Raw genomic sequence first — 25,010 nt, forward strand, 5'->3', positions numbered from 1 at the left:
GGTTTCTGTTCGTCGGCCGGGATCAGGTGGCCGGGTAGACGAACGGCATGACCAGACCGATGAGGGCGAGCGCCTCACAGAAGGCGAAGCCGAGGATCTGGTTGGCGCGGATCAGACCGGCCGCCTCGGGCTGGCGGGCGAGGGCCTGGGTGCCGTTACCGAAGATGATGCCGATGCCGACGCCGGGGCCGATGGCCGCGAGGCCGTAACCGATCGAGCCGAGGTTGCCCTTGATCTGGGTGGCGGCGAGCGTCGCGTGCGCGAGAGCGGACATGCCGGTTCTTCCTTATCTTTCTCGGACCGGTGGGGGTTGGCCACCGGACATCTATCGGGTCGTGGGGGCGGTGCTCAGTGGTGCTCGGCGAGCGCGCCCTGGACGTAGCTACAGGCCAGGAGCACGAACACGTACGCCTGAACGGCCTGGATGAACAGCTCGAAGGCGGTCATCACGATGGTCATCACGAACGAGACGCCCGCGTAGGCGATGCCGATGCCGTTGAGCATGTACCAGCTCGCGATGGTGAACAGCAGCAGCAGCGTGTGACCGGCGAACATGTTGGCGAAGAGCCGGACCGCGTGGGTGAAGGGCCGCACCAGGACGTTCGAGAAGAACTCGATGGTCATGGAGAGCGGCAGCACGGCGCCGAGTGTCTTGTCGTAGCCGGTGATGTTCTTCAGGCCGCCGACGAAGCCGTGCTTCTTGAACGTCAGGTACATCCACGTGACGTAGACGATCGCGGCCAGCCCGACGGGGAAGGCGATGATCGACGTCACGGGGAACTGGGCGACCGGGATGACCGACCAGATGTTCATGATCCAGACGAAGAAGAACAGCGAGACCATCAGCGGGACGTACTTCTCGCCGACCTTCTTGCCGAGCGTCTCGTAGACGATGCCGCGGCGGACGAAGTCGTAGCCCGCCTCGCCCACCATCTGGACCTTGCCCGGGACCACCTTGGGCTTGTTGAACGCGGCCCAGAAGAATCCGACGACCACGATCGTGCTCAACAGCGCCAGCAGCATCGGCTTGTTGAAGTGGAAGCTGCCGATCGAGAAGATCGGCTCGAAGACGAACGAGTGCAGTCCGGGGGCCGGGAAGCCGCACCCGTCGAAGAGGTGGCAGTTCGTCTCGAAGGCGAGAACCTGGTCAGCACTCACCGCGAGCTCCTTCAGCGTGGCGCATGGGTACGGCAACCTCGATGTGTCGGCGGGCCTGACGGCCACGGAACGGCACTGGACTGGTGGGTCGGATGTGTACGCGGCGAGTCGGCGCTGAACCGAGCGGCAGGGCAGGCTTGAGTGCCGCTCGCGGCAGCTCCGCCGCAGTTGAGTCCGGACGATAGCAAACGAGCGGCAGGGTCTTTACACCGGCCCTACCGAACCCGCGGCTCACGACGGTGTTCCCGCCGACTCGGGCTCGACGTAAAGGATCTTGGTCTTCATGTGCGCGCGTGCCTGCGCGGCGATCCAGACGAGCGCCGCGGCCAGCAGCGAGAAGGCGAACGCGCGGGTGTTGAAGAGCGAGGTGTGCTTGAACACCGCGAGCACGATCGCCAGCAGCAGGATCTGCACGGTGTAGAGCACGAGGCCCATCATCTGGAACAGCGACGGGTACGCCTTGGCGGTGCGCTGGAGCACCACCATCCCGATCGCCATGAAGGCGATCACGACCAACGTGCCGGCGGCGGCGCCGATCGCTCCCTTGCCACCGGCCACCGCTCCGCTCACAGCGGTGGCGATGACACCGGCCGCGGCAGTGGGGACGGTGCAGTTGAGGAGAGTTCGGACGTCGTTGGACTGCATGGTGGCAGCTCCTCCGGCGGGAGTTGGGGAAAGCGGGTGTCGTCGGAGACGAGCGTAATCCGGGTTTGGGGACGTGCCTCACGCCGGAAGACCATCTCACTACGGTCTTTCGGCTTGTTTCCCGGGTTTCGTGAACGGTATCACAAAGTATTTAGCCAGGGCTTTACCATGGAGATGTGCTCACTGTCACACGGGAGAGGTATCGACACGCCGTTCAACTGACGTCCTATTTGCCCACTTCGGGGAAATTGCCGGATATGCCGGACTTAAAGGACTTTATCGATGACGGTCAACTACCGGCTGCCGACGCCGCTCAGAGCCTGCCCGACACCTACCGGCGGCTCTCGACGGGACGCCGGTCCGGCAGCCGCGAACGGTCGCCGATCGCGGTCGATCCGTGCAGCGGCGGACGGTCCTCGGAGCGCATCTCCCGCTCGGCCGCGGCAGCGGCGGCGGCCAGCCGACGGCGCCGGCGCCGGTAGCGCGGCGGTACGAACGCCTCGGCCCAGTGCGGCGCGCGCGGCCGGAACCGCGGCAGCAGCAGGACCAGCAGACCCAGCGCGCTCAGGCCCACGATCACCATGACGATGCCGAGGCTGGAGGAGTTCACCGAGAACGCCACCGCGGAGAAGGCGAACAGCGCCGACCAGAAGTACATGATCAGCACGGCCCGGCTGTGCGAGTGCCCGATCTCCAGCAGCCGGTGGTGCAGGTGGCCGCGGTCGGCGGCGAACGGCGACTGCCCCTTCCACGTCCTGCGGACCACGGCAAGCACCAGGTCGGCGGCCGGGATCGCGATCATCGTCAGCGGCAGCAGCAGCGGCATGTAGACCGGCACCATGAAGTGCACGGTGCTGCGGCTGGAGCCGGTGAAGTCGGTGATGGCGTCCGGGTCGACCTGCCCGGTGATGGAGATCGCGGACGAGGCGAGCACCAGGCCGATCAGCATCGACCCCGAGTCGCCCATGAAGATCCGCGCCGGGTGGATGTTGTGCGGCAGGAAGCCCACGCACATGCCGATCAGGATCGCGCTGAACAGCGTGGCGGGCGCGGCGGCCTCGACGCCGTAGCCGTACCACATGCGGTACGCGTACATGAAGAACGCGATGGCGGCGATGCAGACGACGCCCGCGGCCAGACCGTCGAGGCCGTCCACGAAGTTGACCGCGTTGATGGTGATGACGACCAGCGCGACCGTCAGCAGCGTCGACTGGATCGGGGTGAGCGCGACCGGGCCGACACCGGGCACCGGCAGCCACAGAATCGTCAGGCCCTGGAAGACCATCAGACCCGCGGCGATCATCTGCACGCCGAGCTTGACCAGCGCGTCGACGCCCCACTTGTCGTCCAGCACACCGAGCAGCCAGATCAGCCCGGCGCCGGACAGCAGCGCGCGCGGCTCGTTGGACTGCGAGAACACGTCCCCGATGTTGCTCAGGTGCGCGGCGACCAGCAGACCGGCGCACAGCCCGCCGAACATCGCGATGCCGCCCAGCCGGGGCGTGGGCTCGCGGTGCACGTCACGCGCGCGGATCGGCGGCATGGCGCCCGCCGCGATGGCGAACTTCCGTACCGGGCCGGTCAGCAGATACGTGACGGCGGCGGCGACGCACAGGGTCAGCAGATACTCGCGCACGAGCAGCCTCCGACGACTTCGGGGGCGTAGCAGCGCTGCGCACACGTCCGGGGGATCCTCACAGCGTCACACCCTAGTGGTGGCCGGGCCGAGACGGCGAACATCAATCAAGACTCACAGGGAGGGCCCACGGTTGCACACCGGCTGTACGGGGAATGTGAAGGGGTTGTCCCGGGCGTGCCGTCGCGGGCTCAGACGGCCGCGGGGATGCCCGTCAGGGCGGTGACGACGGGGTCGAGCGCGGTGTGGATCTCGTCGCCGATGCTGCGGAAGTACGAGATGGGAGCGCCGTACGGGTCGTGGACCTCGTCGGCGTCGGGGCTGGGCGCGAGCAGCCAGCCGCGCAGCGCGGCGGCGGCGCCGACCAGGGCGCGGGCGCGGTCGGTGACACTGCCCTCGGGCAGCGTGGTGGGGTCTATGGCCCGCACCAGGCGGGTGAACTCCTTGAGCGTGAAGGTACGCAGACCCGCCGCGTGTCCCATCGAGATCACCTGGGAACGGTGGTCGCGGGTCGCGGTCAGGACGAGGTCGGCGTCGATCACGTGGTCGTCGAGCAGCTCCCGGCCGGTGAAACCGGTCGGGTCGGCGCCGTACTCGGCGAGTACGGCGGCGGCGTGCGCCTCCATCGGCGCGCCTTCGTGGCCCCAGGTGCCCGCGGACTCCACGACGATGCCGGTGGCGCCGTCGCCGAGGCGGCGCGCCAGCCCATGCCGCGTCAGCCGCTCGGCCATCGGCGAGCGGCAGACGTTGCCGGTGCAGACGTGGAGGATGCGGAAGGCGTCACCGCCCTGTCCGGGGAGGGTCCCCGCGCGGGCGGCGAGGCCCGGTATGCCACGCCCGTCGGGCGCAGTCAACTGCGCTCCTCCAGGTCGGGGACCACCTTGCGCAGCTCCTCCGCACTGATCGCCCCGGCCCGCAGCAGTACCGGGACCTTCCCCGTCACGTCCACGATCGAGGAGGCGACGGCGGACGGGGTGGGGCCGCCGTCGAGGTAGACCGCCACGGAGTCGCCGAGCATGCCCTGGGCGGCGTCGCAGTCCTGCGGCGAGGGGTGTCCCGTGAGGTTGGCGCTGGAGACGGCCATCGGCCCGGTGGCGGTCAGCAGCTCGATCGCGACCGGGTGCAGCGGCATCCGGACGGCGACGGTGCCGCGGGCGTCGCCGAGGTCCCAGTTGAGCGACGGCTGGTGCTTGGTGACCAGGGTGAGCGCGCCGGGCCAGAAGGCGTCGACGAGCTCCCACGCCTGCTCGGAGAAGTCGGTGACGATGCCGTGCAGGGTGTTCGGGGAGCCGACCAGGACGGGCGAGGGCATGTTGCGCCCGCGGCCCTTGGCCTCCAGCAGGTCGCCGACCGCCTCGGCGTCGAAGGCGTCCGCGCCGATGCCGTACACGGTGTCGGTGGGCAGGACGACGAGTTCACCGCGCTTGACGGCCGAGGTGGCCTCGCGCAGGCCGGTGGCCCGGTCGGTCGCATCCGAGCAGTCGTATCGCCGTGCCATTAGCTGACCTCCAGAAGATGCTGTGTCCCCGTCATGGTGTCGCCTTACGGGCCGTGGTGAAACGGGGGCGGTTGTTGAGATCGGGGTGGTCGGCCGCGTCCGCCCAGCCCGCGTCCTCCTTGAAGATCCACGGCACTTGGCCGCCCTGGGAGTCGGCGTGCTCGATGACGACGACGCCGCCGGGCCGCAGCAGCCGGTGCGCGGTGCGCTCGATGCCGCGGATGGTGTCCAGGCCGTCCTCGCCGGAGAACAGGGCGAGTTCGGGGTCGTGGTCGCGGGCCTCGGGCGCCACGTACTCCCACTCGGTGAGCGGGATGTAGGGCGGGTTGGAGATCACCAGGTCGACGTGACCGTTGAGTTCGGGGAACGCGGTCAGCGCGTTGCCCTGCCGCAGGTCGACCTTGCTGCCCTCGACGTTCTTGCGGGCCCACTCCAGGGCGTCCTCGGACAGCTCCACGGCGTGCACCCGCGAGCGCGGCACCTCCTGGGCCAGCGCCAGCGCGATGGCGCCGGAGCCGGTGCACAGGTCCACGATCAGCGGTTCCGCGACGTCCATGGCGCGTACGGCGTCTATCGCCCAGCCGACCACCGACTCGGTCTCCGGGCGGGGCACGAACACCCCTGGCCCCACCTGGAGTTCGAGGTAGCGGAAGAAGGCCCGGCCGGTGATGTGCTGGAGCGGTTCGCGTGCCTCGCGGCGCGCCACGGCCTCCCAGTACCGGGCGTCGAACTCGGTGTCGGCGACGCCGTGCAGTTCGCCGCGCTTGACCCCGTGGACGTACGCGGCGAGTTCCTCGGCGTCGAAGCGTGGCGACGGCACGCCCGCGTCGGCCAGTCGCTGGGCGGCCTGCGCCACCTCGGCGAGCAGCAGGTTCACTCTGCCTTCCCCCCTTAGCTGCCGTCGCCAGCGGCGGCCAGTTTGGCCGCCGAATCGGCGTCCACGCAGGCCTGGATCATCGCGTCCAGGTCCCCGTCGAGCACCTGGTCCAAGTTGTACGCCTTGAAGCCGACCCGGTGGTCCGAGATGCGGTTCTCGGGGAAGTTGTACGTACGGATGCGCTCGGAGCGGTCGACGGTACGGACCTGGCTGCGACGGGCGTCGGAGGCTTCCTTCTCGGCCTCCTCCTGCGCGGCGGCCAGCAGCCGGGAGCGCAGGATGCGCATCGCCGACTCCTTGTTCTGGAGCTGGCTCTTCTCGTTCTGGCAGGAGACGACCAGGCCGCTGGGGAGGTGTGTGATGCGGACCGCGGAGTCGGTGGTGTTGACGGACTGGCCGCCGGGGCCCGACGAGCGGTAGACGTCGATCCGCAGGTCGTTGGGGCCGATCTCGACCTCGACCTCCTCGGCCTCCGGGGTGACCAGCACACCGGCCGCGGAGGTGTGGATACGGCCCTGCGACTCGGTGGCGGGCACCCGCTGGACGCGGTGCACGCCGCCCTCGTACTTCATACGGGCCCAGACGCCCTGGCCGGGCTCGTGGTTGCTCTTGGCCTTGACCACGACCTGGACGTCCTTGTAGCCGCCGAGGTCGGACTCGTTGGCGTCGAGGATCTCGGTCTTCCAGCCGACGCGCTCGGCGTAGCGCAGGTACATCCGCAGCAGGTCGCCGGCGAACAGCGCGGACTCCTCGCCGCCCTCCCCCGCCTTGACCTCCAGGATGACGTCCTTGTCGTCGCTCGGGTCGCGGGGCACCAGCAGCAGCCGCAGCCGCTCGGTCACCTCGCCGCGCTGCTTCTCCAGGTCCTTCACCTCGGCGGCGAAGTCCGGGTCGTCGGCGCCGAGTTCGCGGGCGGTACCGATGTCGTCGCCGAGCTGCCGCCAGGAGCGGTACGTGCTGATGATGGGGGTCAGCTCGGCGTAACGCTTGTTCAGCTTGCGGGCGTTGGCCTGGTCCGCGTGGACCGCGGGGTCGGCAAGCTGCTTTTCGAGGTCGGCGTGCTCGCCGATCAGTTCCTCGACCGCCTCGAACATCTTCGGTTCCCTAGCTGGATGAAGTGGCTGCCTGGCCTGGCTGGCCCGGGACGACAAAGCGCCGGTCCGGTCACCCATGACTGGGCGACCGGGAACCGGCGCTTGCGGGTCGCTACTTCTTGGCGGACCCGGCGGCCTTGCCGAAGCGGGCCTCGAAGCGGGCCACACGGCCGCCGGTGTCGAGGATCTTCTGCTTGCCCGTGTAGAACGGGTGGCACTCGGAGCACACGTCGGCGCGGATCTGGCCGCTCTTCTCGGTGCTGTGAGTGGTGAACGAGGCGCCACAGGTGCAGGTGACCTGGGTCTCGAAGTACTCGGGGTGGATGCCTTGCTTCAAGGGATGCTCCTAGGTTCGGGAGGGCGCCGGGTCGTACCGCGGGTTTGCGTGCACGTGAACCGGAGCCAGCGGTCCAGTCTGCCAGGACTGGCCGTATCTCCCAAAACGAGGGGTGGGCCCGGATAATTCCCGGCCCGAAAGCGCAGGTCGGAGCGAGTGCGGGGCGCGGGCCCCGGAGCGGGTCCGGGGCGGGTCCGGCCAGGTCAGGGCGTGGTGCTCGGGCTGAGGCCCGGGCTCGGCGAGGTGCCCGCGTCCGCGGTGGCACCGGCCCCGACCACCTTCTTGGCGTTGACCTCGTCGGCGGCCGAGCCCTTGGTGGCGGCGGCCGGGATCGGCCGGTCGGCCCGCAGCGCGGCCCACACCATCGCGGCCTGCGCGGGCATCGGCTCCACCCGGTTGGGATCGCTGACCGCGTACTGGACCGGCAGTGTCACCATGTGGACATTCGTCGAGTCCAGGCCGCGCACGCTCTCCGCGAAGCCCATCAGGGAGCCGACCGAGGCGAGGTCGGAGTCGGTGGTGATGGCGCTGGTGGCGGTGTCGGCGACGTCGATCAGCTTGGTGGGGCTGGTCAGCAGGCCGAGCCCGCTCACCCGGTTCATCAGCGCCTTCATGAACGCCTGCTGGAGCTGGATCCGGCCCAGGTCGCTGCCGTCGGCCACGCCGTGCCGGGTGCGGACCAGGCCGAGCGCCTGCTCGCCGTTGAGGGTGTGGGTGCCCGCGGCCAGGTCCAGGTGGCTCTTGGTGTCGTGTATGGCCTGGGTGGTGGTGAGCGGGACGCCGCCCAGCGCGTTGATGAGGTTCTTGAAGCCGGTGAAGTCCACCTCGATGTAGTGGTCCATCCGCAGGCCCGTCATGGCCTCGACGGTCTTGACCGCGCAGGCCGGGCCGCCGACCTCGTAGGCGCTGTTGAACATGACGCTCGGAACGGCCGGTGCGGTGCCCCCGCCGGGCTTGGCGCACACGGGCCGGGGGACGAGGGTGTCGCGCGGGATGCTGACCACGCTGGCGGCCTTGTGGCCCTTGTTCAGGTGCACGATCATCGCGGTGTCCGAGCGGGCGCCGCCGCCCGCGTGGCCGTACTCGCTGTTGGCGCCGGACCGGGAGTCCGAGCCGAGCACGAGGATGTCCATCGCGCCGTTGCCCAGGGCCGCGGGGCGGTCGGTGCCGAGCGCGGAGTCGATGTCGACGCTCTTGATGTTGCCGTTGAGCCGGAAGTAGAGATAGCCCGCGCCCGCGCCGCCGAGCAGCACCAGGCCCGCGGTGCCCCAGGCGACCACGCGCAGCACCCGGCGGCGCCGGGTGCGCTGGTGCCGCCTGCTGCCCTTGCCGTCGCTGACGGCAGTGGCCCCGGTCGGCAGCTGGTCCTCGGACATGGCTCCCTCCGTTTCCTGGGCGTCGTGGGCGTGCACGGTCTTCGTGGGCTTCGCCGGCGTCACGGTCTCCGTGGGCTTCGCGGGCATTCGTCCCGAAGTGTCAGACGCTCCATCCTCCGCCGAGGTTCCCCTTCCCGGCATCCGGGGAGACCGGGAGAAGACGTGCGAGCGCCCGCGTACCCCCAGGTCAGGGGGTACGCGGGCGCTCTTTTGATCACCCTGCGTGAAACTCAGCCGAACAGGTTGTACGCATTCCAGCCGGTCCCGATCTTGACCTTGGCCGCGTAGGGGCCGGACGCGGAGCCCGTGCCCTTGTACAGCCACAGCGTGCCCGAGGCGTCCCGGGCGATCAGGTCGGCCTTGCCGTCGCCGGTGATGTCACCGACGGCCGCGAAGGCGTTGTACGCGTTCCAGCCGGTCCCGATCTTCGTACGGGCCGCCCAGGGCCCGGACGCGAGGCCCGTGCCCTTGTAGAGCCACAGGGCGCCCGCGCTGTCCCGCGCCATGATGTCGGGACGGCCGTCGCCGGTCAGATCGCCCTTGCCGTAGATCTGGCCGTTGAAGATGTCCCAGCCGCCGCCGATCTTGGCGCGGGCGCCGAGGGCGCCCTTGCCGTTGCCGGGGTAGAGCCACGAGTTCCCGCTGGTGTCGGTGGCGACCACGTCCGGCAGACCGTCGCCGTTGACGTCACCCGGCGTGATGATCGACTTCATGACGTTCCAGCCCGGACCGATCAGCACATTGTTACCGCTGTATCCGTCCAGCCAGAACAGCCGGCCGTCCGTGGTGCGGACGACCAGGTCCTGGTAGTCGTTCCGGTCCAGGTCGCTCTGACGGACCAGGTTCAGTCCGCTGAAGTCGCCCATCGACGCCTTCGGGGCGAAGGCGCCGCCGGTCGACACGTACTCGTACGCCGATCCGGCCGGTGTCACGGCGACCAGGTCGGCCTTGTCGTCCAGGCTGAGATTCGCGTCGTCGATCCGGGGGTTGACGGCGCCGACGTAGGCGCTGACCCGGCTGAAGACGCTGTACGTGCCCTGCGCGACACAGTCCTTGGTGCCCCACGAGACGACGCCGACCAGCTTCCCGGCGACCACGAGCGGGCCGCCCGAGTCACCGTTGCAGCTCGCGGTGGTCCCGGCGTCCGCGCCGGAAGCGGGCGCTCCCGCGCAGACCATGTGGCCCGCGACGAATCTCGACCCGTACACCGTTGTGCACGCGGTGTTCGCGGCGACCGGCAGGGTCGCCTTCCGCAGCGTCTGCGAGGGGTCCGGGCTGCCGGAGCTGGTGCGCCCCCAGCCGTAGACGGTTCCCTGGGTGCCGGTGACGTACGAGGCGCTGTCGGTCGCCGTGGTGATCGGCAGCGGCTTGGCCGTCGTGGGGACGTCGAGCGTCAGTACGGCCACGTCGTTGTCGTACTCGGGGTTGTCGTACGTCGGGTTGCTCCACTGCCGCCACACGCCGGTGGCGGTACCGCCGTGCAGATCCGTGGTGGTGCCGTCGGCGCTGTCGGTGGGGAGCTGGTCGGTGCCGCCGATGACGACACCGTGCAGATTCCAGTTGAGGCCCGCGACGCAGTGGGCGGCGGTCAGGATCTTCGACGGGGACACCACGGTGCCGCCGCAGAAGAAGCTGTCGTCGTCCTTCGTCGAGTCGGTGCCCTTGTCGTCGAAGTACCAGAGCTGGACCATCCACGGCGCGCTGGAGATCGTCGTGGTGGTGCCGCCGATGATCTTCGGGTCGACCGTGTGCGGGCCGGCGGAGAGCTTGGTGCGGGACGGGCCGTCGTCCGCCGCCACCGCGCCCGCGACGCGGGCGCGCAGTTCCGCCTGGGACGGCGCACTGGGGTGCCCGGCCGGGTGGAGAACGGGCGGCTGCGGGTCGCCGGCCTGGGCCGGCGTCGCCAGGAACAGACTCACGGCGCCCGCGGCGACCGTGGCTGCGAGGACCGCTGTACGGCTGCGCCGCCAGCGCCCCCGGCCCTCATGGGCAGAGAACACTCAGAACTCCTGTCGTAGAAATGCGCGACGGCCGCCAACGGGCGGTGGCCGCACGGGAGATGTGCACAGGAGCGAGTAGCTGACCGGACGTCGGCGAAAAGGGGCGCGGGCAGGCTGAAGCACAGCCCTGCGGCCGGGTCGGACGTCCGAAGATGGTTCCCCCCACCTGCGACTGGCAGATCATATGACTGCCAGCTTGGCCCGGACCACCCTCACCGGTAGCCGGGAACACATGTTTGAGCAAAGAAACAGCTCGGCCCGCCGGGAAACCGGCGGGCCGAGCTGTTTCTCGTCTGTCCTGACCGGAAGGTCAGTCGTTGTTGCCCGGCGTCGTCTTCGCGATCTGCATCAGGAACTCCGCGTTGGACTTCGTCTGCTTCATCTTGTCCAGCAGCAGCTCGATCGCCTGCTGGGAGTCGAGCGCGTGCAGAACGCGGCGGAGCTTCCAGACGATCGCCAACTCGTCCCGGTCCAGCAGGATCTCTTCCTTACGGGTACCGGACGGGTCGACGTCCACCGCGGGGAAGATCCGCTTGTCCGCGAGCTTGCGGTCGAGCTTGAGCTCCATGTTGCCGGTGCCCTTGAACTCCTCGAAGATCACCTCGTCCATCCGCGAGCCGGTCTCGACCAGCGCGGTGGCCAGGATGGTCAGCGAGCCGCCGTCCTCGATGTTGCGCGCCGCGCCGAAGAACCGCTTCGGCGGGTAGAGCGCGGTCGAGTCGACACCACCGGACAGGATGCGGCCGGAAGCGGGCGCCGCCAGGTTGTACGCGCGGCCCAGACGGGTGATGGAGTCGAGCAGCACGACCACGTCGTGACCCAGCTCCACGAGCCGCTTGGCCCGCTCGATGGCCAGCTCGGCGACCGTGGTGTGGTCCTCGGCGGGGCGGTCGAAGGTCGAGGAGATGACCTCGCCCTTCACCGACCGCTGCATGTCGGTGACCTCTTCGGGACGCTCGTCGACCAGGACGACCATCAGGTGGCACTCGGGGTTGTTCGTGGTGATCGCGTTGGCGATGGCCTGCATGATCATGGTCTTGCCGGTCTTCGGCGGGGCCACGATCAGACCGCGCTGGCCCTTGCCGATCGGCGACACGAGGTCGATGATCCGGGTGGTCAGCACGCCCGGGTCGGTCTCCAGACGGAGCCGGTCCTGCGGATACAGCGGCGTGAGCTTGTTGAACTCCGGACGGCCGCGGCCGGAGTCGGCGCCCATCCCGTTCGCGGAGTCCAGCCGGACCAGCGCGTTGAACTTCTCGCGGCGCTCGCCGTCCTTGGGCTGCCGTACGGCGCCGGTGACGTGGTCGCCCTTGCGCAGGCCGTTCTTGCGGACCTGGGCGAGCGAGACGTACACGTCATTGGGACCCGGCAGGTAGCCGGAGGTCCGGATGAAGGCGTAGTTGTCGAGGATGTCCAGGATGCCCGCGACGGGGATCAGCACGTCGTCGTCGGAGACCTGGACCTCGCCGCCGCCGAACTCGTCGCGGCGGTTGCCCCGCCCGCGGCGGTCGCGGTAGCGCCCGCGCCGACGGCCGCGACCGTCGCCGAACTCGTCGTCGTCCTGCGCGTTGCCGCCGCCGCCCTGGCCGCCCTGCTGCTGGTTCTGGCCGCCCTGGCCGCCGCCCTGCTGCTGGTTGCCCCGGTCGCCGCGGTCGCGGTTCTGCCGGTTGCCGCCGTCGCGGTTGCCGCCCTCGGCGCCGTCCTCGCCGCGCCCGCGGCGGTCGCGCTGCCGCTCACGGCGGTCGCCGCGCTGGCCGCGCTGCCGGTCCTGGCGCTCGTCGCCGGACCCGGCGGCGCCGCCGCCGTTCTGCTGCTGCTTGCCGTCGCCCTTGGCGTCCTTGGCCTCGGTACGGCTGTCGGTCTTGCCCTCCGCGGTGTCGGCGGCGGCCTCGGCGGCGCGCTCGGCCTTCGCGGCCGACTTGGCCTGCTCACCGGCGGGCTGGCCGGGAATCTCGATCTGCTGGGGCTCCGCGGGCGCGGTGGCGGCGGCCTTGGCGGGGGCGGCCTTGGCCGCACCGTCCGCCTCGGCGGGCGCCTCGGCCAGCCGGGCCCGCGACGTCGCGCGGCGCTTGGGCTTCTCGGCCGCGGGGGCCTCTGCCGCGGGCGCGGCGGCCTGGGCCGTCGCGGCGCCGCCGCCCGCCTGCTTCTCCTTGATGGTCTCGATCAACTGGCTCTTGCGCATCCGCGCGGTGCCCTTGATCCCGAGACCGGAGGCGAGCTGCTGCAACTCGGCCAGGACCATGCCGTCAAGACCGGTCCCGGACCGGCGTCGCCGTGAGGCACTGGCCGTGGCAGCACCGGTAGCAGGCGCGTCGGCATCGGACGCGGCGACAGAGTTCTCTGCGCGCACGCCCATCAGATCGGTGGTGTCGCTCACGAAGGGTCCTTCCCTGGAGCGGACGTCGGCCTGTCTGGCTCGGCGACCGGTCGTGCTGTCCGGATCTGGGCGTTTCCGCTGCTCAGAGCCGGGGCGGTGGTCCGCCTGACGGCGGCAGAAATACATTCGGGGCTCGGCACGACAAGGGTTCTGGTGCCGACTCCGGAGCGTGCTCGACACTGCGCAGGACTGCTGCCTATGCGGTGTGGGAGGCTCCCGGAAGATAAGCGGTCCCACGGAAGGGACACAGTGCATCGCGCCCATTGGGCGTCGAATGCAGGCTTGAGGTTAACACTACCGGATCCAACAAACATTCCCCCTCTCTACGACCGGCAATCGTGTCACTGCCCCCCTGCGAGCGGCAGGACACTGGCTCCGGCCGTGTCGAGCGCCAGACGGTTGGCCGCCCAGCCCTCGCCGGCGAGCCGGGTGACCTTGTCGGCGGCGCCCTCCTCGGTGAGCGCCAGCACCGTGGGTCCCGCACCGGAGATCACGGCCGGTACGCCGTCGGCGCGCAGCCGGTTCACCAGCGCCAGGCTCTCGGGCATGGCGGGCCCGCGGTAGTCCTGGTGCAGGCGGTCCTCGGTGGCGGGCAGCAGCAGCTCGGGGCGCCGGGTGAGCGCCTCCACCAGCAGCGCGGCCCGGCCCGCGTTGGCCGCGGCGTCCACATGCGGGACGGTACGCGGCAGCAGCCCGCGGGCGGTCTCGGTGAGCAGGGGGGTGGCGGGCACGAACACCACGGGGACCAGCGAGCGCGCCGGGTCCAGCCGGATCGCGCGGGCCGCGCCGCCCTCGGTCCACGCCAGGGTGAAGCCGCCCATCAGGCAGGCGGCGACGTTGTCGGGGTGGCCCTCGATCTCGGTGGCCAGCTCCAGCAGCGCGATGTCGTCGAGTACGGCGGGGCCGCCTATCCTCACCGCGCGGGCGGCGATGATGCCCGCGCAGATGGCGGCGGAGGACGAACCCAGGCCGCGGCCGTGCGGAATGCGGTTGGCGCACACCACCTCGAGGCCGCGCGGCTGACCGCCCAGCAGGTCGAAGGCGGTCCGCAACGACCGTACGACCAGGTGCTTCTCGTCCCTGGCCAGGGTGTCGGCGCCCTCGCCCGCGATGTCCACGTGCAGGCCGGAGTCGGCGACGCGGACCACGACGTCGTCGTACAGGCCGAGCGCCAGGCCGAAGGCGTCGAAACCGGGGCCCAGATTGGCGCTGGTCGCGGGGACGCGCACTCGTACTGCGGCGGCGCGGAACGCGGGACCGGCCATCGTTCGACGAATCTCCTCGTGCGGTTCGCCCTGCGGGCGCGGCGTCATCGCCGGGCGGCGGGGCGGGGGAGGCACTGCCCATTGGCAACTGCCGGAGTCGGGCACACTGCGGTGCCGCTGAGGTAAGCCTATCGAAGGAAGGTTCTCCTGCGACATAGGGCGCACGAAGAGCGCGTGATGCGTGTCGCCCCTCCCCTGTGCGCCCCGTGCCTGCGGCACGCTTCCCCATGACGGCGAGCCGATCTTTTCCGGGGCGCCGCACCGCCGAGGACGGCGAGCCGATCTTTTCAGGGGCGCGGGGAACTGCGCGACAAGCCCCCACCGGGCTGTCAGCCCGGAAACAGCCGCAACTGCCCCGCTGGGGCCGGTTGTTAGGCCGCGCCACCGTCGGTGGCTGAGCGCGCAGTTCCCCGCACCCCTGGCGGGGCGCGTCCCGCCCCGGGGACGGCCCGGCTCAGACCAGCCCGAGCCGCTGCGCAGCAGCATCGGCATCGACCGGCACGATCACCGGCTGCGGAGCACCCTCCACGGCCCACCCGGGGTCCTTGAGCCCGTTCCCGGTGACCGTGCAGACGATCCGCTGACCGGGATCCACCTTGCCCTCTTCGCGGGCCTTGAGCAGCCCGGCGACCGAGGCGGCGGAGGCGGGCTCGACGAAGACGCCCTCCTTCGCGGCCAGCAGCCGGTAGGCGGCCAGGATCTGACGGTCGGTCACGGCCTCGATGAGGCCGCCGGACTCGTCGCGGGCCTGCTCGGCCTGCTGCCAGGACGCGGGGTTGCCGATCCGGATCGCGGTGGCGATCGTCTGCGGCTGACGTACCGGCGCGCCGTTGACGATCGGCGCGGCGCCGTGTGCCTGGAAGCCCCACATCCGCGGGCGCGAGGCGGACACACCGTCCGCCGCGTATTCGCTGTACCCCTTCCAGTACGCGGTGATGTTGCCCGCGTTGCCGACCGGGAGGAGGTGGATGTCGGGGGCGACACCGAGCGCGTCGACGATCTCGAAGGCGGCGGTCTTCTGCCCCTCGATACGGGCCGGGTTGACCGAATTGACCAGCGCCACCGGGTACTTCTCGCTCAGCCCGCGCGCCAGGTCGAGGCAGTCGTCGAAGTTGCCGTCGACCTGGAGGATGCGGCTGCCGTGCACCAGCGCCTGGCCCATCTTGCCGAGCGCGATCTTGCCCTGCGGCACCAGCACCGCGCAGACCATGCCCGCGCGCACCGCGTAGGCGGCGGCCGACGCCGAGGTGTTGCCGGTCGAGGCGCAGATGACGGCCTGCGCGCCCTCTTCCTTGGCCTTGGAGATGGCCATGGTCATGCCCCGGTCCTTGAAGGAGCCGGTGGGGTTGGCGCCCTCGACCTTCAGGAAGACGTCACAGCCGGTCAGCTCGGACAGGAGCTGGGCGGGGACCAGCGGGGTGCCACCCTCCAGCAGCGTGACCACCGGGGCGCCCGGGGCGACCGGCAGCCGGTCCCGGTACTCCTCGATGATGCCGCGCCACTGGTGGGTGCCCGACATTCGGGGCCGGTCGACGGTTCCGTTGTTCATGGTGCTGTTCATAGCGGGCCCTACTCCCCTTCCACGCGCATGATGCTGGCGACGCCGCGTACGGTGTCGAGTTTCCGCAGGCTGGCGACCGTCGCCGAGAGGGCGGAGTCGAGCGCGCGGTGAGTGACGACGACGAGGGAGGCCTCGCCGTCCTTACCCTGCTGCCGCACCGTGTCGATGGACACGTCGTGCTCGGCGAAGACCGTCGCGACCTGAGCCAGGACGCCCGGTTTGTCCGCCACGTCGAGGCTGATGTGGTAGCGGGTGACCACATCGCCCATCGGGCTCACCGGCAGTTGCGTGTACGCGGACTCGCCGGCGCCGGTGGTCTCCGCCAGCTTGTTGCGGCAGGCGGCCACCAGGTCGCCGAGGACGGCGGAGGCGGTGGGTGCACCGCCCGCACCAGGACCGTAGAACATCAGCCGCCCGGCCGCCTCCGCCTCGACGAAGACCGCGTTGTACGCCTCGCGCACCGAGGCCAGCGGGTGGCTGAGCGGGATCATCGCGGGGTGGACGCGCGCGGTCACCGAGCGCCCGTCGGGGCGGCGCTCGCAGATGGCGAGCATCTTCACCGTGCAGCCCATCTTCCGCGCGGACGCGATGTCGGCGGCGGTGACCTCGGTGAGGCCCTCGCGGTGCACGTCGTCGATGGTCACGCGGGTGTGGAAGGCGATTCCGGCGAGGATCGCGGCCTTCGCGGCGGCGTCGAAGCCCTCGACGTCGGCGGTCGGGTCGGCCTCGGCGTATCCGAGCGCGGTCGCCTCGTCCAGCGCCTCGCTGTACCCGGCGCCGGTGGAGTCCATCTTGTCGAGGATGAAGTTCGTCGTGCCGTTGACGATGCCCAGCACCCTGTTGACCTTGTCGCCCGCGAGCGACTCGCGCAGCGGCCTGATCAGCGGGATCGCCCCGGCGACGGCGGCCTCGTAGTACAGGTCGACACCGTGCTCGGCGGCCTTGGCGTGCAGCTTCGCGCCGTCGGCGGCGAGCAGCGCCTTGTTCGCGGAGACCACGGACGCGCCGTGCTCGAAGGCGGTGGTGATCAGCGTGCGGACCGGCTCGATGCCGCCGATGACCTCGACGACGACGTCGATGTCGCCCCGTTTGACCAGGGCGGTCGCGTCCGTGGTGAGGAGTTCGGCGGGGACGCCCTCGCGGACCCGGTTGGGGCGGCGTACCGCGATCCCGGCCAGTTCGATGGGGGCACCGATCCGCGCGGCGAGGTCGGCGCCCTGCGTCGTGAGGATGCGCGTGACCTCTGAGCCGACCACTCCACAGCCCAGCAGCGCCACCTTCAGCGGACGCGTACGCATCATCCGACCTCGTCTCTCGTACAGCTCCGTGCGGACCCGGGGTCCGTACAGCTCTTGGATGGGAACCAGTCTCACTCACCGGACGGGAGATGCCACGCCCTGTCCGGTGAGTGAGACCGGCCGTTCACCCGGCGATATTTCACGTCACCGAGCGCGTTCGGCCCGTGAGATTACGCGTCAGCGGGCCCTCGTACTGCCGAATCGCCTCAACGTGCTTGCGGGGACGGTGAATTCTTCACCATCGCGGGCGCTTCGCGCTGCCGGCGTCCCGGCGGCGTCTGGCGGCATTTCGGCGGCTCTTCGGCGGCTTTTCCGCGGCCTTTTCGGCACCTTCGGGGTCAGCCGACGTCCAGCCGCAGCAGGTCGTCCTCCGTCTCGCGGCGGACGATCACCCGCGCCCGGCCGTCGGTGACCGCGACCACCGGGGGCCGCAGCGCGTGGTTGTAGTTGCTGGCCATGGCCCGGCAGTACGCGCCGGTGGCCGGTACGGCGAGCAGGTCGCCGGGCGCGAGGTCGGCGGGGAGGAAGGCGTCCTTGACGACGATGTCGCCGCTCTCGCAGTGCTTGCCGACGACCCGGCTGAGCATCGGCTCGGCGTCACTCGTACGGGACACCAGCGAGACGCTGTACTCGGCGTCGTAGAGCGCGGTGCGGATGTTGTCGGACATGCCGCCGTCGACGCTGACGTACGTGCGCAGGCCGTCCAGCGGCTTGATCGTGCCGACCTCGTACAGCGTGAAGGCGGTCGGTCCGACGATCGCGCGGCCCGGCTCGACCGAGAGCCGGGGCACCGCGAGCCGGGCCGCCTCGCACTCGCGGGTGACGATCTCGCCGAGCGCCTTGGCGATCTCCTGCGGCTCGCGCGGGTCGTCGTCGGTGGTGTACGCGATGCCGAGGCCGCCGCCGAGGTCGATCTCGGGCAGCTCGACGCCGTGCTCGTCGCGTACCTCCGCCAGCAGCGACACGACACGGCGGGCGGCCACCTCGAAGCCGGCCATGTCGAAGATCTGCGAGCCGATGTGGCTGTGGATGCCGACCAGTTCGAGGCTCTCCAGCTTCAGCACCCGGCGGACCGCCTCCGCGGCCTGCCCGCCCGCCAGCGCGAGACCGAACTTCTGGTCCTCGTGCGCGGTCGCGATGAACTCGTGGGTGTGCGCCTCGACGCCGACCGTCACCCGGATCTGCACGCGCTGCCGCTTGCCCTGCCGGTCCGCCTCCGCGGCGACCCTGGCGATCTCCTGGAACGAGTCGAGCACGATCCGGCCGACGCCGGTCTCCACCGCGCGCTCGATCTCCGCGGTGGACTTGTTGTTGCCGTGCAGCGCGATCCGCTCGGCGGGCATCCCCGCCTCCAGCGCCACCGCCAGCTCCGTACCGGAGCAGACGTCCAGATTCAGCCCCTCCTCGTGCAGCCACTTCACGACCGCGCGGGACAGGAACGCCTTGCCCGCGTAGAAGACGTCCGCGTCGTGCCCGAAGGCCGCCCGCCACGCGCGGCAGCGGGCCCTGAAGTCCGCCTCGTCGAGGATGTACGCGGGCGTGCCGTATTCCTCGGCGAGCGCGCGCACGTCCAGGCCGCCGACTTCGGCGGCGCCGTCGGCGTTACGGGTGACGGTGCGGGACCAGACGCGGGTGTCGAGGGTGTTGAGGTCGGCGGGCGGGGCGGCGTAGTGGCCCTCGGGCAGCACATCGGCGTGGCGGGGCCCGGCGGGGTGTGCGGAACGGCTCACGGTGTCGTCTTTCTTCGCAGATCGGGGGTTGTTTTATGGGGTGCTGGGTTGTGGACCGGCCTCGTCGTCGGCCCGCTGTCGCTCGCCGGGCTTCCGGCCGTCAGACGCGGTCGGGAGCGCTGATGCCGAGGAGGTGGAGGCCGTTGGCGAGCACGATGCCGGTGGCGTCGGCGAGCCGGATCCGGGCGGCGTGGACGGCCGAGGGTTTCTCGTCGCCCTTCGGCAGCGCGGGGCACTCGTCGTGGAAGCGGAGGAAGGCGTCGGACAGCCGTTCCAGATGGCGGGCGAGCCGGTCGGGCGCGCGGCGCCGTGCGGCGGTCTCGATGACGCGGGGGAAGTCGGCGATCAGGCCGAGCAGTTCGGTCTCCGCGGGGTGGTGGTACGGGTCGTCCACCGTGCTCTCGATCTCCACGCCCAGGTCATGGGCGTTACGGAGCAGCGCGCGGGTGCGGGCGTGGGCGTAGCGGATACGGAAGAGCGGGTTGCTCTCGCGCTGCGCGAGGAACGTGTCGTCCGTACGGGGCGGGTCCTCGGCGGGCGGCCGGAGCAGCGACCAGCGGGCGGCGTCGGGGCCGAGGCGGGCGACGGGGTCGTCCTGGGGTTCGGCCGCCGTCACGCGTTCCTCGGCGGCTGCGGGTGCGGCGCCCGCGGCGCGCAGCAGCCGGTTCACGGCCTCGGCGACGGCCTGGGCCCGTACGGCCCCTTCGTCCGCGGCCACGCCGCCGGCCTCACCGGCCAGGCCATCCCCGGTCCCGTACTCCGGGCCCTGGGCGCGCACCTGCCGGACGACGTCCGCGTACGCCCACGCGTTGAGGGTGATGTTGAGGAAGCCGGGGCCCGCGATCTCGACCAGCGCGATGCCGGGCTCGGCGCTGAGCCGCCTGCTGAGGATCTCCGCGACCTGTCGCGGCGGGCGCCCCGCGGCTCCCGCGAGCTGCAACGCCACGTTCGTCGCGTAGTCCCCGCATCCCGGCCGTGGGGGCCTCTGCACCACGACTCGCTCCGGCACCTCCACCCCCAGCTCCCCCGCCGCGACGGCACGGCGCACCGTACTCAACACGGTGCGGGACAGCTCAGCGGGGGTCACGCGGCAAAGCCTAGGCGAGGGGGTGGGCCCGGGGGCGACCGGGTTTTCCCAGGGGGGTCGCGGCCGCGGCTTTGCGGGGGGGGCGGGGGCGTCTTTCGACGCGGGAGGCAGGGCGGGGGCCGCACGGGCCGGTGCGGGGTGCGGCGCTAGCTCTACGCGGGGGCAGGTGCCAGGCCCGACCGGCCTTGTGGGGCGGGGCGGGGCGGGCGCGGCACTCTCGCCTTACGGAACGGGCCCCTGCCGAACGGGCTCGGGTACGGTCCCCAGCCCTGTCCAGGCACCGGGCTTACGCGGAACCGGGTGCGGAAGCCGTCTGCCCGCGGGGCTCGGGCGGCACGGGGCCGCGCCGGACCAGCCCACGTACGGTCTCCACGAGGTCGGCGGGCTCGAAGGGCTTCGCGACATAGGCGTCCACCCCGCCCGTCCCCTCCGGCAGGGACCCGGCGCTCACCATGACGATGCCCACGCGCCGCGTCTCCGGATCCGGGTCCGCCCGCAGCCGCGCCGCCGTCCGTACCCCGTCCAGCCGCGGCATGACCACATCCAGCGTCACCACATCCGGCCGCACACTGTGCACGATCTCCAGGCACTCGGCACCATCAGCCGCGGTCACGACCTCGAAGCCCTCCAGCTCCAGGTTGACCCTGATCAGTTGCCGGATCACCTTGTTGTCATCCACAACAAGCACCCGGCCGGACGCACCCGCCACACCTCGAAGAGTAGGCGTGCCCCTCTCGATGCGTCCGCGTTTTGCCCATTTCTTCCCCGCCACGGGTGAACCCCCCTCCCCCCAGCACCCCCCACCTCCCCTCCCCCACCCAAACCCTGTCCGGCCCACCTCCCCCAACCTGCTAATGTTCTTCCCGTCGCCCCCGTAGCTCAGGGGATAGAGCAACGGCCTCCGGAGCCGTGTGCGCAGGTTCGAATCCTGCCGGGGGCACCCTGCACTGGGTGCCAAAAGACCCCGCCACCAGCGTCAACGCTGAGGTCGGGGTCTTTGCGTATGCGCAGCCGGAGGCGGCTTGCGGCAGCCGTTTGCCAGCGATCACGTAATGATCTTGATGAGGGCTCTCGCACGTCAGAGCAGCTAGCAAAGCAGAACGCGAACGGCGTGCACCCGACGCCATGCATCAACTCAGGTCCGCAGGATCCATCCAGTCCGGTCCAAGATCCGGTGGTACCCAGGGTGCCGTCTCTGCTCGATCCAGCGCAGGAGTCCCTGCAGCGGCGGGAATGGGTGCCCCATCGATCACTGCGGAGAGCGTTGCCTGCATGTACCGCAAGTAGTCCCGCACATCACGTATCTGCCTTTGCCTATGAGGCCGTCCGATCCCCCGCCACCCGACGTCGTAGGCGAGCTTCACCAGATCGCGGTATCTGCGGCGTACTTCGCCGTCCTGGATCACGAGCAGTTCCGTGTACGTACCTCTCCGTACGGACTCCATTGCCGATACGCATTGATCGCGCGCATGGCTGCTCTGCCTAGGTTGGTCGAGTCCGACGTCGGGGAGGGAAGGGAGCCAGGCGTAAAGATCGGCAAGTCGTTCAAGCAGTAGCCGAGCAGCGGCTCCCTCTCGCTCGTGGGTCGCCGACTGTGCGTCGGCGAGCCGTTGGCTCGAAGCAAGCTGTGCTTCTGCTGAGATCGTCCTCGTAAGCTGCCAGCGAGTGACGAAGAACGTGACCGCTCCGCCGACAAATGTCCCAAAGAGAGCGCTCGCCGTTTGGCCGAGAAGGCCATCTAATCCACTCATGCCTCAATGATCGAGTCCTACGTTAGGCCGCCACAAGGTCGATCACGCTTTACGCGAAAACGTTCGGGAGCCCCGGATCACTCTGGGACTCCTGAACGGCATACGGTGTTGCGGTTCAGTCCGTCTACTGCTTCTCTCCGAGCCCTTGCATGATTCGGTCGTTCATTTCAGCTTCCTGACCGTCGATGCACTTCGCGTAGATCTTCAACAGCACGTCTACCGAGTGACCCGCGCGGGCGGCGACCTCCGGGGCGGGTACGCCGGAGTTGAGCCACCGGGAGACGCCCGCGTGGCGGAGGTCGTACGGCCGGGCCGCCATCACCGAGGCCACCTGAGTGGGCAGGAGCCCAAGCTCTCGGGCCTGCTTCCAGACGCGGGAGTACGAGGAGGCAGCAACGACGTTGCCGTACTCGCTCTGGAAAAGGCGCCCATCGTCCGCCGTGCCGAACACCTTGATGTGGTCGAGGAGCGTTCGAACCAGCGGCGGCGGGATCGGCACGACCCGCACCTCGTCCTTCTCCCTCTGCTTGAGACCGCGCCGGTCGTGCGCCTCGCCAGAGTCCGTCCACGCCTTGCCGACGGAGGGCCGCGTCTCGGCCAATTCGATGCGCCCCCATCCCGACTCCGGCAGGGTGCAGTCGGACCAGCGGAGGCCCAGCGCCTCCCCCGGCCGCAGCGCTGCGTAGTAGAGGCAGCCGAAGAACGCTTGCAGTCGGCGCCCGGTGGCACGGTCGAAGCGACCGACATACAGCGAAGCGGTGCCAGAGAGCACCCGCGTGCACCTGCCAGAGGACAGCCCCCGCGTAGTCGTAACATCGCGGGCACAGCGGCTCGCCGAGGCGAAGATCGTCCGACGGGTGGTGCACGTGACAGCCGACCAAAGCACTGTGCGGGCACCGCTCCCCCGCCCGACGCGGACGACACGCAAGCTGTCGGCCGTTCCGTTCGCGTCGGGTGTGAACCGGCCCGAAGCCGGGAGCCGTCAGCGTGACGAAGACCCGCGGGCGCCCCGCCACGACGACAGGAGTCGACTTGCCGCCGACGAGCCCGGCCCGGATCAGTTGGTACGTGTCGGCCCGGTACGTACGCGCGCAGGCCGGGCAGACGCTCGCCCGACGATTGCCGCACGCGACCAGGAGGCGCCCGCCGTACGACTGGGAGTCGTGCGTCCACAGCACCTCGCCTGTGCGGGGGTCGATGAACGCCGACTGCCCGACGAGGTGAATCGGATTGGCGCAGCCGTTGAGACGGAGGATGTTCCGGCGCCAGGCCGCGAAGTCGGACTCTGCCGCCCTGGCGATGAGGGAGGCCACGCTATTCGGAGTCGCGTTCATCGACGACCGCCCCCGAACGCCTGCCACATGACAGCCGTGATGGCTTCCGGACGGGTCTTGGCGCTGAACCTCAGTGTGGGGTCGGTCAGCCAGAGCGCGGCGGCGTGCGCCGGGCACAGCCAGCGTTCGAAGCCGTCGAGGCCGACCATGACGACTTGTTCCCGGCCGTCGCACGTCGGGCGTTCCGGCTCCCGCAACTCGCAGTCAGGCAGGCGCGATTTGCGCGGGCGGTTGGCGGTGGACACAGTGTGAGTGCTCCTTTCACTGCTCATGTGGCGGATGGAGTGGGCTCCTGGCGGGGTCGGGTTTGGCGACTTCGCGCCCCGCTGGGAGCCGTCCGCGCATAAGCGCGCGGGCCTGGATCTGGGCATGGCTGTCCCCTTCGTCGTGCAGGAGGGGTTCGTCAGAAGCGCAGTTGGCCGAGGAAGGTGCTCAGGCCGGTCAGCGCGGTGGTGATGAGCGGGGCCGCACCGGTCGCGGCGAGCAGGAAGCCGAAGATCCCGCTGATCAGGACGTCCGGGAGCCGCAGGTAGCGGATGCGCAGCAGGAACCAGATGAGGAGGCCGAGCAGTACGACGGCCGACATGGACACCAACACGGTCCGCCCCCTCTCACGCGTCGTCGTCGCGGTCGAGGCGTTCCAGGACGGCGGTTGTGACTGCGGCGCTCTTGGCCGGGCCGAAGTCGCCTGACGCGTCTTGCAGTTCGGCGAGGTACGGCGTCAGGTGTGCGTACGCGGCCGCCGTTGACTCCGCATCCGTCTCCGAGATCAGGTGCGAGCGGGCGCGTTCCCAGCCGTCGCCGGAGGCCAGTACGGCGGTGCCGGCCTGGTCGGGACGGATGGCTTGAGCGGCCTTGAGGGCATCGGGGTTGAGGTCGCCGAGCGCCATCTCCGCTGTACCGGGATCGGCGACCCGATGGCAGACCCGGCCACCGAGTTGAGCGCGCAGCCACCATGGGGCGAGCCTCGAAGATCGGGGCCAACATCGGGCCATTGCGGGCAGGTCCAGAGACTGCCCGAGTCGCCGGAAGCTTACTGGCCCCGATCTCTCACCCCATGGCAGCTCCCGCCCAAACCCGCTCCACCGACCTAAAGTGGGCGTATTCGCCTATCGCTCAGCCCAGATTTTTGAGCAATTCAATTCTAGTGAGGGTATATTGAAAGGTTTCTCGCCCGGTAGTGAGGGACCAGATCCGTTTCTGGTCTACTTCAACTTCGACCAACTGGTTGTAATAAGCCCCTAGGTGAGCAGCCAGGTCGGGATCCACAACAAGGTTGATCCTCTTGCCGTCTTCCAAGATGAGCTGAGGGAAAACAACGGTGCTCACAGTTGAAAGCGTTCCCCGAAAGGTCTGAGGTGAGATCTCTTCCCTAGTTCGCTGAATAGCGTCCCGGAGGGCTAGGGCTCCACGACGACCCAAACGAGCGCCCGATCGATCCAGACCGTTTCGCCAAGACAGGTCGATATCAATTTCTGACTCAGTCAATTCCTCTGCTAGATCATTTAGATGCTTCACGGTTCGCGGGCCAAGCCGGCGCAGATCATCGACTGTTTTAGCCTCTGCCAGTTCATCCTTCTCTACCACGTTCAGAAGACCAAAAAGGCTACGGAACGTCGTATCCAGCAATGTCGGTGAACCCGTCAGCTCCGGGATCTCATTGCCGGTGATTTCTTCCGATGCGCCGCCCAGATGGAAAACAACTGATCCGAAACCGAGTGCCGGTGACAGTCGGAGCTCAGTGGCCTTGAGGATAGCCGTATGGATACTCCCCGCAGCCGTCGCCTTCTTAGCTAGAGCCTGACCACAGGCGGACACTACCTCTTGCAGAGAGCCAAGAATCGACGTCGCTTCCCGAACCGGGACCTCGTGCCCCGGGATGGACCGTCCGTGCATTCGCACTTCGAGCTTAGGACCCTGATCGACATGGGAAATACCAGAGTCGCGCAGCATTGCTTGCAGGCTCGCGCTACCAAGCTCCTCGCT

The 25,010-nt window shown here is 69.8% G+C and carries 22 protein-coding genes, 1 tRNA gene and 2 pseudogenes; 1 reads left to right on the forward strand and 24 read right to left on the reverse strand.

From position 1 onward, the window contains the following. Nucleotides 1–22: 22 nt before the first annotated feature. From atpE to ACZ4EF_RS26860, 18 genes are all read right to left on the reverse strand, one after another. The gene (atpE, locus tag ACZ4EF_RS26775; RefSeq protein WP_188281952.1) at nucleotides 23–274 is read right to left on the reverse strand and encodes an ATP synthase F0 subunit C; all 252 of its coding nucleotides are present in this window, start codon (nucleotides 272–274) and stop codon (nucleotides 23–25) included. Nucleotides 275–348: 74 nt separating this feature from the next. Then, nucleotides 349–1,173, reverse strand: coding sequence for a F0F1 ATP synthase subunit A (gene atpB, locus ACZ4EF_RS26780; RefSeq protein WP_391044822.1), 825 nt, complete (start codon nucleotides 1,171–1,173; stop codon nucleotides 349–351). A 216-nt stretch (nucleotides 1,174–1,389) separates the two neighbouring features. Then, nucleotides 1,390–1,803: a hypothetical protein gene (locus ACZ4EF_RS26785; RefSeq protein ID WP_188281953.1), complete on the reverse strand. Its 414-nt coding sequence runs from the start codon at nucleotides 1,801–1,803 to the stop codon at nucleotides 1,390–1,392. A 331-nt stretch (nucleotides 1,804–2,134) separates the two neighbouring features. After that, nucleotides 2,135–3,439 carry an MraY family glycosyltransferase gene (locus tag ACZ4EF_RS26790; RefSeq protein ID WP_188281954.1) on the reverse strand — a complete coding sequence of 435 codons (1,305 nt, stop codon included), beginning with the start codon at nucleotides 3,437–3,439 and terminating at the stop codon, nucleotides 2,135–2,137. Nucleotides 3,440–3,630: 191 nt separating this feature from the next. After that, nucleotides 3,631–4,293 carry an arsenate reductase/protein-tyrosine-phosphatase family protein gene (locus tag ACZ4EF_RS26795; protein ID WP_188281955.1) on the reverse strand — a complete coding sequence of 221 codons (663 nt, stop codon included), beginning with the start codon at nucleotides 4,291–4,293 and terminating at the stop codon, nucleotides 3,631–3,633. Beyond that, on the reverse strand, nucleotides 4,290–4,937 hold the full coding sequence (locus tag ACZ4EF_RS26800; protein WP_188281956.1) for an L-threonylcarbamoyladenylate synthase: 648 nt from the start codon (nucleotides 4,935–4,937) through the stop codon (nucleotides 4,290–4,292). The genes ACZ4EF_RS26795 and ACZ4EF_RS26800 overlap by 4 nt, the downstream gene beginning before the upstream one ends. Nucleotides 4,938–4,968: 31 nt before the next feature. Continuing rightward, nucleotides 4,969–5,814, reverse strand: coding sequence for a peptide chain release factor N(5)-glutamine methyltransferase (gene prmC, locus ACZ4EF_RS26805; protein ID WP_188281957.1), 846 nt, complete (start codon nucleotides 5,812–5,814; stop codon nucleotides 4,969–4,971). 14 nt (nucleotides 5,815–5,828) lie between these two features. Continuing rightward, nucleotides 5,829–6,908, reverse strand: a complete 1,080-nt coding sequence (prfA, locus tag ACZ4EF_RS26810; RefSeq protein WP_401852334.1) for a peptide chain release factor 1 — start codon at nucleotides 6,906–6,908, stop codon at nucleotides 5,829–5,831. A gap of 112 nt (nucleotides 6,909–7,020) precedes the next feature. Beyond that, on the reverse strand, nucleotides 7,021–7,245 hold the full coding sequence (gene rpmE, locus ACZ4EF_RS26815) for a 50S ribosomal protein L31 (protein WP_188281959.1): 225 nt from the start codon (nucleotides 7,243–7,245) through the stop codon (nucleotides 7,021–7,023). A 203-nt stretch (nucleotides 7,246–7,448) separates the two neighbouring features. Next, nucleotides 7,449–8,621, reverse strand: a complete 1,173-nt coding sequence (locus tag ACZ4EF_RS26820) for an LCP family protein (protein WP_467506606.1) — start codon at nucleotides 8,619–8,621, stop codon at nucleotides 7,449–7,451. Nucleotides 8,622–8,851: 230 nt separating this feature from the next. Beyond that, complete coding sequence (locus ACZ4EF_RS26825; protein ID WP_467506607.1) at nucleotides 8,852–10,621, reverse strand: trypsin-like serine protease; 1,770 nt, start codon at nucleotides 10,619–10,621, stop codon at nucleotides 8,852–8,854. Nucleotides 10,622–10,931: 310 nt separating this feature from the next. Then, on the reverse strand, nucleotides 10,932–12,998 hold the full coding sequence (gene rho, locus ACZ4EF_RS26830; RefSeq protein WP_355344209.1) for a transcription termination factor Rho: 2,067 nt from the start codon (nucleotides 12,996–12,998) through the stop codon (nucleotides 10,932–10,934). 341 nt (nucleotides 12,999–13,339) lie between these two features. Continuing rightward, entirely contained in the window at nucleotides 13,340–14,263 is a 924-nt protein-coding gene (thrB, locus tag ACZ4EF_RS26835) for a homoserine kinase (RefSeq protein WP_467506608.1), read from the reverse strand. 454 nt (nucleotides 14,264–14,717) lie between these two features. After that, a complete protein-coding gene (gene thrC, locus ACZ4EF_RS26840; protein WP_355344215.1) occupies nucleotides 14,718–15,812 on the reverse strand; it encodes a threonine synthase in 1,095 nt (364 codons plus the stop codon). A gap of 20 nt (nucleotides 15,813–15,832) precedes the next feature. Next, complete coding sequence (locus tag ACZ4EF_RS26845; protein ID WP_355344218.1) at nucleotides 15,833–17,125, reverse strand: homoserine dehydrogenase; 1,293 nt, start codon at nucleotides 17,123–17,125, stop codon at nucleotides 15,833–15,835. 335 nt (nucleotides 17,126–17,460) lie between these two features. Continuing rightward, on the reverse strand, nucleotides 17,461–18,852 hold the full coding sequence (gene lysA / locus ACZ4EF_RS26850) for a diaminopimelate decarboxylase (RefSeq protein ID WP_355344221.1): 1,392 nt from the start codon (nucleotides 18,850–18,852) through the stop codon (nucleotides 17,461–17,463). Nucleotides 18,853–18,952: 100 nt separating this feature from the next. Then, nucleotides 18,953–19,939, reverse strand: coding sequence for an ArgS-related anticodon-binding protein NrtL (nrtL, locus tag ACZ4EF_RS26855; protein ID WP_401723574.1), 987 nt, complete (start codon nucleotides 19,937–19,939; stop codon nucleotides 18,953–18,955). Between the two features lie 286 nt (nucleotides 19,940–20,225). Next, nucleotides 20,226–20,618 carry a response regulator transcription factor gene (locus ACZ4EF_RS26860; RefSeq protein WP_391122650.1) on the reverse strand — a complete coding sequence of 131 codons (393 nt, stop codon included), beginning with the start codon at nucleotides 20,616–20,618 and terminating at the stop codon, nucleotides 20,226–20,228. Between the two features lie 189 nt (nucleotides 20,619–20,807). Here ACZ4EF_RS26860 and ACZ4EF_RS26865 point away from each other — a divergent pair. Next, nucleotides 20,808–20,879 (forward strand) — tRNA-Arg (locus ACZ4EF_RS26865). A gap of 935 nt (nucleotides 20,880–21,814) precedes the next feature. Here ACZ4EF_RS26865 and ACZ4EF_RS26870 read toward each other — a convergent pair. From ACZ4EF_RS26870 to ACZ4EF_RS26895, 6 genes and pseudogenes are all read right to left on the reverse strand, one after another. Further along, nucleotides 21,815–22,450, reverse strand: a pseudogene (locus ACZ4EF_RS26870) (site-specific integrase); the annotation flags it as partial. Between the two features lie 46 nt (nucleotides 22,451–22,496). Next, a pseudogene (locus ACZ4EF_RS26875) lies at nucleotides 22,497–23,024 on the reverse strand (replication initiator); the annotation flags it as partial. Further along, entirely contained in the window at nucleotides 23,021–23,269 is a 249-nt protein-coding gene (locus ACZ4EF_RS26880) for a hypothetical protein (protein ID WP_467506609.1), read from the reverse strand. The pseudogene ACZ4EF_RS26875 and the gene ACZ4EF_RS26880, both read right to left, overlap by 4 nt. A 158-nt stretch (nucleotides 23,270–23,427) precedes the next feature. Continuing rightward, nucleotides 23,428–23,622 (reverse strand): hypothetical protein, encoded by a 195-nt coding sequence (locus ACZ4EF_RS26885; protein ID WP_467506610.1) that lies wholly within the window; start codon nucleotides 23,620–23,622, stop codon nucleotides 23,428–23,430. Nucleotides 23,623–23,635: 13 nt separating this feature from the next. Beyond that, on the reverse strand, nucleotides 23,636–23,914 hold the full coding sequence (locus ACZ4EF_RS26890; protein WP_467506611.1) for a hypothetical protein: 279 nt from the start codon (nucleotides 23,912–23,914) through the stop codon (nucleotides 23,636–23,638). A 226-nt stretch (nucleotides 23,915–24,140) separates the two neighbouring features. Continuing rightward, nucleotides 24,141–24,977 (reverse strand): hypothetical protein, encoded by an 837-nt coding sequence (locus tag ACZ4EF_RS26895; protein ID WP_467506612.1) that lies wholly within the window; start codon nucleotides 24,975–24,977, stop codon nucleotides 24,141–24,143. Nucleotides 24,978–25,010 lie beyond the last annotated feature (33 nt).

This window comes from Streptomyces sp. NPDC025721 (genome assembly GCF_055558595.1).

What these genes read in the sequence shown, in the direction of transcription:
- atpE (WP_188281952.1), bottom strand. Translation starts at nt 274, where the DNA reads ATGTCCGCTCTCGCGCACGCGACGCTCGCCGCCACCCAGATCAAGGGC.
- ACZ4EF_RS26785 (WP_188281953.1), bottom strand. Translation starts at nt 1,803, where the DNA reads ATGCAGTCCAACGACGTCCGAACTCTCCTCAACTGCACCGTCCCCACT.
- ACZ4EF_RS26800 (WP_188281956.1), bottom strand. Translation starts at nt 4,937, where the DNA reads ATGGCACGGCGATACGACTGCTCGGATGCGACCGACCGGGCCACCGGC.
- prfA (WP_401852334.1), bottom strand. Translation starts at nt 6,908, where the DNA reads ATGTTCGAGGCGGTCGAGGAACTGATCGGCGAGCACGCCGACCTCGAA.
- ACZ4EF_RS26820 (WP_467506606.1), bottom strand. Translation starts at nt 8,621, where the DNA reads ATGTCCGAGGACCAGCTGCCGACCGGGGCCACTGCCGTCAGCGACGGC.
- thrB (WP_467506608.1), bottom strand. Translation starts at nt 14,263, where the DNA reads ATGGCCGGTCCCGCGTTCCGCGCCGCCGCAGTACGAGTGCGCGTCCCC.
- thrC (WP_355344215.1), bottom strand. Translation starts at nt 15,812, where the DNA reads ATGAACAACGGAACCGTCGACCGGCCCCGAATGTCGGGCACCCACCAG.
- ACZ4EF_RS26845 (WP_355344218.1), bottom strand. Translation starts at nt 17,125, where the DNA reads ATGATGCGTACGCGTCCGCTGAAGGTGGCGCTGCTGGGCTGTGGAGTG.
- ACZ4EF_RS26890 (WP_467506611.1), bottom strand. Translation starts at nt 23,914, where the DNA reads ATGGCGCTCGGCGACCTCAACCCCGATGCCCTCAAGGCCGCTCAAGCC.
- ACZ4EF_RS26895 (WP_467506612.1), bottom strand. Translation starts at nt 24,977, where the DNA reads ATGCTGCGCGACTCTGGTATTTCCCATGTCGATCAGGGTCCTAAGCTC.